Annotated in this window: 7 protein-coding genes and 1 pseudogene; 5 read left to right on the top strand and 3 right to left on the bottom strand. The window is 69.4% G+C overall.

The window, feature by feature from the left end; all coding sequences use genetic code 11:
• Positions 1–487 precede the first annotated feature (487 nt).
• Together ACFR9S_RS02265 and ACFR9S_RS02260 are read right to left on the bottom strand one after the other, a co-directional pair.
• The gene (locus ACFR9S_RS02265; protein ID WP_459077183.1) at positions 488–1,393 is read right to left on the bottom strand and encodes an HflX-like GTP-binding protein; all 906 of its coding nucleotides are present in this window, start codon (positions 1,391–1,393) and stop codon (positions 488–490) included.
• Between the two features lie 185 nt (positions 1,394–1,578).
• Positions 1,579–2,520: an FKBP-type peptidyl-prolyl cis-trans isomerase gene (locus tag ACFR9S_RS02260; RefSeq protein ID WP_379732104.1), complete on the bottom strand. Its 942-nt coding sequence runs from the start codon at positions 2,518–2,520 to the stop codon at positions 1,579–1,581.
• Positions 2,521–2,653: 133 nt separating this feature from the next.
• On the opposite strand from ACFR9S_RS02260, the gene cyaB reads away from it, so the two are divergent.
• From cyaB to ACFR9S_RS02240, 4 genes are all read left to right on the top strand, one after another.
• Positions 2,654–3,202, top strand: coding sequence for a class IV adenylate cyclase (gene cyaB / locus ACFR9S_RS02255; RefSeq protein WP_379732103.1), 549 nt, complete (start codon positions 2,654–2,656; stop codon positions 3,200–3,202).
• Between the two features lie 65 nt (positions 3,203–3,267).
• Positions 3,268–4,482 carry a methionine adenosyltransferase gene (locus tag ACFR9S_RS02250; RefSeq protein ID WP_379732102.1) on the top strand — a complete coding sequence of 405 codons (1,215 nt, stop codon included), beginning with the start codon at positions 3,268–3,270 and terminating at the stop codon, positions 4,480–4,482.
• A 28-nt stretch (positions 4,483–4,510) separates the two neighbouring features.
• Complete coding sequence (locus ACFR9S_RS02245) at positions 4,511–4,981, top strand: phosphatase (protein ID WP_379817976.1); 471 nt, start codon at positions 4,511–4,513, stop codon at positions 4,979–4,981.
• Between the two features lie 48 nt (positions 4,982–5,029).
• Positions 5,030–6,091 carry a CNNM domain-containing protein gene (locus ACFR9S_RS02240; protein ID WP_379732693.1) on the top strand — a complete coding sequence of 354 codons (1,062 nt, stop codon included), beginning with the start codon at positions 5,030–5,032 and terminating at the stop codon, positions 6,089–6,091.
• A 10-nt stretch (positions 6,092–6,101) separates the two neighbouring features.
• Here ACFR9S_RS02240 and ACFR9S_RS02235 read toward each other — a convergent pair whose 3' ends face one another.
• Complete coding sequence (locus ACFR9S_RS02235) at positions 6,102–6,260, bottom strand: hypothetical protein (RefSeq protein WP_379732694.1); 159 nt, start codon at positions 6,258–6,260, stop codon at positions 6,102–6,104.
• An 87-nt stretch (positions 6,261–6,347) separates the two neighbouring features.
• Between ACFR9S_RS02235 and ACFR9S_RS02230 the strand changes: the two are divergent.
• Positions 6,348–6,573 (top strand): annotated as a pseudogene (locus tag ACFR9S_RS02230) (tRNA 4-thiouridine(8) synthase ThiI); the annotation flags it as partial.

Here is a 6,573-nt window from a genome sequence, read left to right as displayed (position 1 = left end):
CCCGGCCGGCCGGCGAACCGAACGCGGACGCGGTCGCCCTCGTACTCGGCGTCGGCGCGCCCGTGTTCGTGCGCCCACGCGAGGAACGACTGCGTCTCTCCCGTGTTGGGGAGGTCGAACCGGACCTCCTCGGTCGGCAGCGTCCCGGCCACGGTCTCGCGCAGGCGGTCGATCCCAGTTCCCTCGGTCGCGCTGACCGCGAGCACTGCGGTGGCCCGATCGCCGGCCACCGACTCGGCCGCCCTCCGGCGCCGCTCGACTGCCGCATCGTCGAGGAGGTCGACCTTGTTGAGCACGATCAGGAGCTCGCCGCGCGGGTCGTCGAGTTCCCCGAGCGACACCCGGAGCTTCTCGCGCATCGCCGAGAGCGAGTCGCTCGCGTCGGCGATCAGCAGCGCGGCGTCGCTGTCGGCGACCGCATCGAGCGTCGCGCTGAACGACGCCACGAGGTCGTGCGGAATCCCGTCGACCAGCCCGACGGTGTCCGTCAGCNNNGCAGCCCCCGTCGGCCGCCGATCGTCGCCCGCCGGGTGGTGGTGTCGAGCGTCTCGAACAGGCGATCCTCGACCGCAGCTTCGCCGTCGAGATCGTCGTGTTCGGGGGATATCCCCTCGATCGAGAGATCGTCCGCCAGTCGGCGCAGCAGCGTCGACTTCCCGGCGTTGGTGTAGCCCGCGACCGCGACGAGGTCGAACCCCTGTTCCCGGCGCTCTGCCCGGCGCTCGCCGGCGCGATCGGCCAGTTCGTCGAGCTTGTTCTCGACGGTCCGAATCCGCCGCTCGGTGTCGACCACGCGGGAGCCGGTCTCGGCGGCGCGCTGCATGTGGGTTCGCTCCTCGGTCTCCCTGATCCGGGGGAGCTCGTACCGCAGCCTCGCGAGTTCGACCTGCAGGCGGGCGGCCTCGTCGCCGGCGCCGGACTCGAAGATCCCGAGCACGAGCCGGTGCCGGTCGACGACGACCGTTCCGTCGGGCAGGAGTGCAGTCAGGGAACTGTACTGGCCGGGGCTGAGTTCGCCGTCGAACACGACCGCGTCGGCGCCGGTCTCGACCACGCGACGGGCGAGCGCCTCGGCCTTCCCGCGGCCGAGGTTGTACTGGCCGTCCTCCTCGCGGCGCTGGGTGAGCGCGTCGACGACCTCGTAGCCGGCCGTGGCGGCGAGGCGCTCGATCTCGGTCGTGTCGGGCTGCTGGTCGGCGTCGCGGGCGACAACGACGGCAGTGCGGTCGGGGTCGCCGTCGGCGTCACTGGCGTTCGCTCGCTGTTCGTCCGTCTCGGCTGGTGGTGAGTCTTGCAACGTTGGTGGGGGTGGGTCCCCACCGCTGACGGGCGACGACGGCGGGAACGACCCGCGGCCGGCGGGAGACCCGAGGCTGTCGGGGAACGGTGCCACAGGTGGTCTCCCGCCGCTCACAGCGTGGTCGCGGAACCACGGATGCCGAGGCTGTCGCCTCGCTGCCGTCACGTGAGCCGCGCGGGCTCAGGAGAAGTCGAGCTTCATCGGCTACGCGCTACTGGCGTTGGATTCCGCAAAAAGGTTCGGTCGGTGTGTGACGGCGTCGCGTGCCGACTACGGCGTTACTCGTCTTCGAGCTCGTCGACGATCTCCTCGGCGTCGACGTCGGCGTCCTCGAGGTCGCCCTCGATGTCCTCGAGCTCCTCTTCGAGCTGCTCGGCGCCGCCCATACCGCCCATCATACCGCCCATGCCGCCCATCATGCCGCCGCCGGTGCCGTCGAAGACCTCCTCGACGACCACGCGGTCGAGGTCGAGACGGTCCATCAGGTCCTGTGCGACCTGACTCTTCTGGAACATCCACTGCTGGTTCATCTGCATCTGCTGGGTCGCCTCGATGTAGAGGGTGCGCTGCTCGACCTCCTCGGTCTCGGTGGTCTCCTCGCCGTCCTCGTCCTCGGTGGTGACCTCCTCCTCGACCGTCTCGGTCTCGATACGCAGGTCCGGCTCCATCTGGAGGTACATCCCCAGCAGGCCGGCGGCCTTCTCCTCGTCGTCCTCGACGACGTCGACGATCTCGTACTCGTACTCGAGATCCTCGCCCGCAAGCGGGTGGTTGAAGTCGACGCGTGCGCGGCCGCCGATCACTCGCTCGACGTAGCCCTGCTCGCCGTCGATCTGGACCTGTGCGCCGGGGCGACGGTTCTCCTCGTCGAGCTTGTTGGCGCTGACGGTGCGGACCTGCTCCTCGTCGTACTCGCCGAAGCCGTCCTCGGCGTCGATCTCGACGGTGCCCTCGTCGCCGACCTCGCCGCCGAGCAGCGCGTCGTCGACGCCGGGGAACACGTGGCCCTCGCCCACGACGATGATGCGCGGCGAGAAGTCGTACTCGTCGTCGTCGATGCCGGCCTCCTCGGCGACCTCCTTCCGGGTCGTGTCGACGACGCGGTCGTCGCTGACGGTGCGGACGTTGTAGTCGATGCGGACGAAGTCGCCCTCCTGGATTCCCGACTCGGTCTCGGCTGCCTCGGCCTCGCTCTCGGCGTCGGCCTCGTTTTCGCTCATACGTCTACGGTCACGTGTTCCACTCTTAAGGACAACGTTTCGGGGCTGGACGCCCCCGACGCCGCCGGCCGCGGGATCGGACCGTCGCGGCCGAGAGGCCACGCTTTTCGTCGCCGCCGCTCTCTCCGCAGCCATGTACGAGGTCGAACTCAAAGTCGCGGCCGACCACGATCCCGTCCGCTCGGCGCTTTCCGACGCCGGCGCCGAGCCCGTCGATCACGTCCGACAGGTCGACACGTACTACGACGCTCCCCACCGCGAGTTCGCGGAGACCGACGAGGCGCTCCGGCTGCGGGAGGAGACCGACCTCGACGCCGGCGAGACGACGACGAAGCTGACCTACAAGGGACCGCTCGTCGAGGCCGAGTCGAAGACCCGCGAGGAACACGAGACCGCCGTCACCGACGGCGACGCCGCCGCGGGGATCCTCGACGGGCTGGGGTTCGAGCCGGCCGCGACCGTCGAGAAGGAGCGCGAACGGTTCGATCTCGACGGCTACACCGTCACCCTCGACGCGGTCGACGGACTCGGCTCGTTCGTCGAGATCGAACGCGAGGCGCCGGAATCCGAGATCGAGGCGGTGCGAGAGCAGGCACAGGAGCGACTCCGCGCGCTCGGTCTCGACCCCGACGACCAGATCCGTACGTCCTACCTCGGCCTGCTACTCGACGCCGATGCTTAACAGTAATTTCCGTTCCCCGGATCGTTTCCGAAGGTTATAGACCCCGCGCCGCGGAAGAGGGAGCAATGACGCGGAACGTTCAGGTTTCCGAACTCGACCGGCGGGCGGTCGAGGACCAGCAGGTCGAGATCGTCGAGCGAAAGGGGATCGGGCACCCCGACTCTATCTGCGACGGCATCGCCGAGAGCGTCTCCCGGGCGCTCTCACAGCTCTACCTCGATCGCGTCGGGAAGGTGCTCCACTACAACACCGACGAGACTCAGCTCGCCGCGGGGCGTGCGGCGCCGGCCTACGGCGGCGGCGAGGTGATTGAGCCGATCTACATCCTGATCGTCGGCCGCGCGACCAAGAGCTACGAGCGCGACGGCGAGACGATCGAGCTGCCCGTCGACTCGACGGCGCTGGCGGCCGCCCGTGAGTACCTCCAGGAGCAGATCCCCGAACTGGAGTACGGGACCGACGTGGTCGTCGACATCCAGCTCGGCGAGGGCAGCGGCGACCTACAGGACGTGTTCGGCGAGGAGGAGGTCCAGGTGCCGATGGCCAACGACACCTCCTACGGCGTCGGCCACGCCCCCCTGACCGAGACGGAGACCATCGTCCACGAGATCGAGCGCGGCATCAACGGCGAGTACGCCGCCGAGAACCCCGAGGTCGGCCCGGACGTGAAGGTGATGGGCAAACGCGAGGGCGACTCGATCGACGTGACCGTCGCCGTCGCGATGGTCGACAAGTACATCGAGAGCCTCGAGGCGTACAAGGCCGCGGTGAAGGAGGTGCAGGCGTACGCCGAGAGCGTCGCCCGTGAGCACACCGACCGCGAGGTCAGCGTCGAGGTCAACACCGCCGACGACTACGACGCCGGCTCGGTGTACCTCACCGTCACCGGCACCTCCGCCGAGCAGGGCGACGACGGCTCCGTCGGCCGCGGGAACCGCGCCAACGGCCTCATCACGCCGAACCGACCGATGAGCATGGAGGCCACCTCGGGCAAGAACCCCGTCAACCACATCGGGAAAATCTACAACCTCCTCTCGACGGTGACTGCCGAGGACGTGGTCGCGGAGGTCGACGGGATCCGCGACCTCCAACTGCGCCTGCTCTCCCAGATCGGCCGACCGATCGACCAGCCCCACGTCGCCGACGCGCAGGTCGTCACCGCCGACGGCGTCGACGTGGCCGACATCGAGGACGAGGTGAGCGAGATCGTCGACGAGAACCTCGCGAACGTCACCGAGATCACCCGCGAGGCGATCGAGGGCGACATCTCGACGTTCTGAGCGCGCTCCCCCCGACGCCGCCGGGGCGATGAGTGACCGCTCGACCGATCCCGACTGCCAGCTCCTCCGACCGATCGGCTCCGTCGACGACGAGCCAGTTCTCACACCGCTGAACGAGCGTGGCCTCCACCTCGGCAACCGCCACGCCGCCGACCCCGACCGCCACGACCGTCGTTTCGACGCCGTCGTTTCCGTCTCGACCGACGCGTATCCCCTGACCACCCACCACCACCCGCTGACCGACGGCGAGGGGAACGACTGGACTGCGTTCGCGGCCGCCGTCGACGCCGTGAGACGGCTCTCGCGGACGGGCGACGTGCTCGTCAACTGCAAGGCGGGGGTGAGTCGGAGCGCCGCAGTGTTGGCGACCGCCGTCGCCGCCGAGCGCGGCGCGTCGTTCCGGGACGGGCTCGCGGTCGTCGAGGCGGCGCGCCCGGAGGCGGTGCCACACCCGGCGCTGGTCAAGCTGGGGGTCGTCTACCTCGCCGCGAGGGGGTAGCTCCCGGGGCCGCCGCGCATTTACCGGGGGCGGTCGAGAGAGCCGCCCATGCAGACGCTCGAACTGACCGCCAGACTGCTCGCGGGAGTGGGGCTGATCCTCGCGAACGGCTTCTTCGTCGCGATCGAGTTCGGCCTCACTCGCGCCAGACAGTTCTCCAAGGAGGAGTTCCTCGGCGACGGGGGGAGTAAAGGTCTGGAGCGGGCGTGGGAGATGACCCACGACCTCGAACTCTACCTCACCACCTGTCAGGTCGGGATCACCGCCTCCAGCATCGCGGTCGGGATCGTGGCCGAGCCCGCGCTTGCGGCCATCTTCGAGCCGATCTTCCAAGGGAGCGCGCTGGCCGGCGTCGGCGCGGGCGCGTTCATCGCGTTCCTGATCATCAACCTCGTCCACCTGACCCACGGCGAGCAGACGCCCACCTATCTCGGCGTCGAGCGCTCCCGGCTGGTCTGTCGATACGGCGCGACGCCGCTGTACTGGTGTAACCGGGCGATCCTGCCGATCATCAAGCTGGGCGACTGGGTCGCGAAAGCCACGCTCGGCCTGTTCGGCGTCGAGATGACCGGCGCGTGGCTGGAGGCAGAAGAGGACGCAATCGAGTCCCGCGCCGACCTGCGGAACCGGCTGGGATCGGTGCTCACGAAGGGCGACGTCTCCGCGGAGCGCCGCGAGGAGATCATGAACGCGCTCCAGATCGGCGACCGCCCGGTGAGCGAGGTGATGGTCGAGGACGAGGCGATCGTCGCGCTCTCCACCGAGGTCGACGCCGAGGAGAACTTCCGCCGGATGGAGGAGCACCCGCACACGCGCTACCCCCTGATCGGCGAGGACCTGAACGACTTCCGCGGGATCGTCTACTTCCCGATGCTCGCGCGCTACCGCGACAGCGTCGCGGAGGGCGACGTGGACTTCACCAACCTCTCGGCGCCGCCGATGACTATGTCCCACGACACCAGCGTCAGCAACGCGATCGACCAGTTCCAGGTCGAGAGTCAGGAGCTCGCGCTCGTGCTCGAGGACGGCGAGGTCGTCGGGATGGTGACGGTGACCGACCTGCTCGAGTCGATCACCGGGCAGATCGAGGACCCGCTCGACGACGTCTGACCGGGCTCGGTCAGTCGTCACCGCTGGCGCGCCGGTAGAGTGAGCCGGCGTAGCCGAGCGCGACGAGCGCGAAGCCGGCGGCGGTGAACGCCGTCGCCCACCTGTTGAAACCGGCGTCGTACACCAGCAACGCGATACCGACGAGGATCGTGTCCGTCGAGAGGGCCATGGCCGGGAGTCCGTCGACGCGGCAGTAAGGGTTCCGCTCGCGACCGGGGAAGGAAACACCCATGCGCGCCCGCCCGCTACCCCGCCCGTGCAGCAGTCACCGGAGCTCGCCGTCGTCCGCTACGGGGAGGTGGGGATCAAGAGCGACAAGGTCCGCGGGCAGATGCTCGACCGCCTCGCCGACAACGTGCGGGCGGTCCTCGACGACCGCGGCATCCCCGGGGAGGTCGAGCGCACGTGGTCGCGGCTCCTGATCCGGGCAGCCGATGGGGACGACGGATTCGTCGCCGACGAGGCCGCCCGCGCGGCCGCCG

The organism is Halolamina salina (genome assembly GCF_042678005.1).
Classification (GTDB): Archaea; Halobacteriota; Halobacteria; order Halobacteriales; family Haloferacaceae; genus Halolamina; species Halolamina salina.
Note: the sequence above shows the minus strand (reverse complement) of the source record. Positions and strands in the feature narration are given on the sequence as shown.

Coding starts and splice junctions, on each gene's coding strand:
- ACFR9S_RS02260 (WP_379732104.1), bottom strand. CDS start 2,520: ATGAGCGAAAACGAGGCCGACGCCGAGAGCGAGGCCGAGGCAGCCGAG.
- cyaB (WP_379732103.1), top strand. CDS start 2,654: ATGTACGAGGTCGAACTCAAAGTCGCGGCCGACCACGATCCCGTCCGC.
- ACFR9S_RS02250 (WP_379732102.1), top strand. CDS start 3,268: ATGACGCGGAACGTTCAGGTTTCCGAACTCGACCGGCGGGCGGTCGAG.
- ACFR9S_RS02245 (WP_379817976.1), top strand. CDS start 4,511: ATGAGTGACCGCTCGACCGATCCCGACTGCCAGCTCCTCCGACCGATC.
- ACFR9S_RS02240 (WP_379732693.1), top strand. CDS start 5,030: ATGCAGACGCTCGAACTGACCGCCAGACTGCTCGCGGGAGTGGGGCTG.
- ACFR9S_RS02235 (WP_379732694.1), bottom strand. CDS start 6,260: ATGGCCCTCTCGACGGACACGATCCTCGTCGGTATCGCGTTGCTGGTG.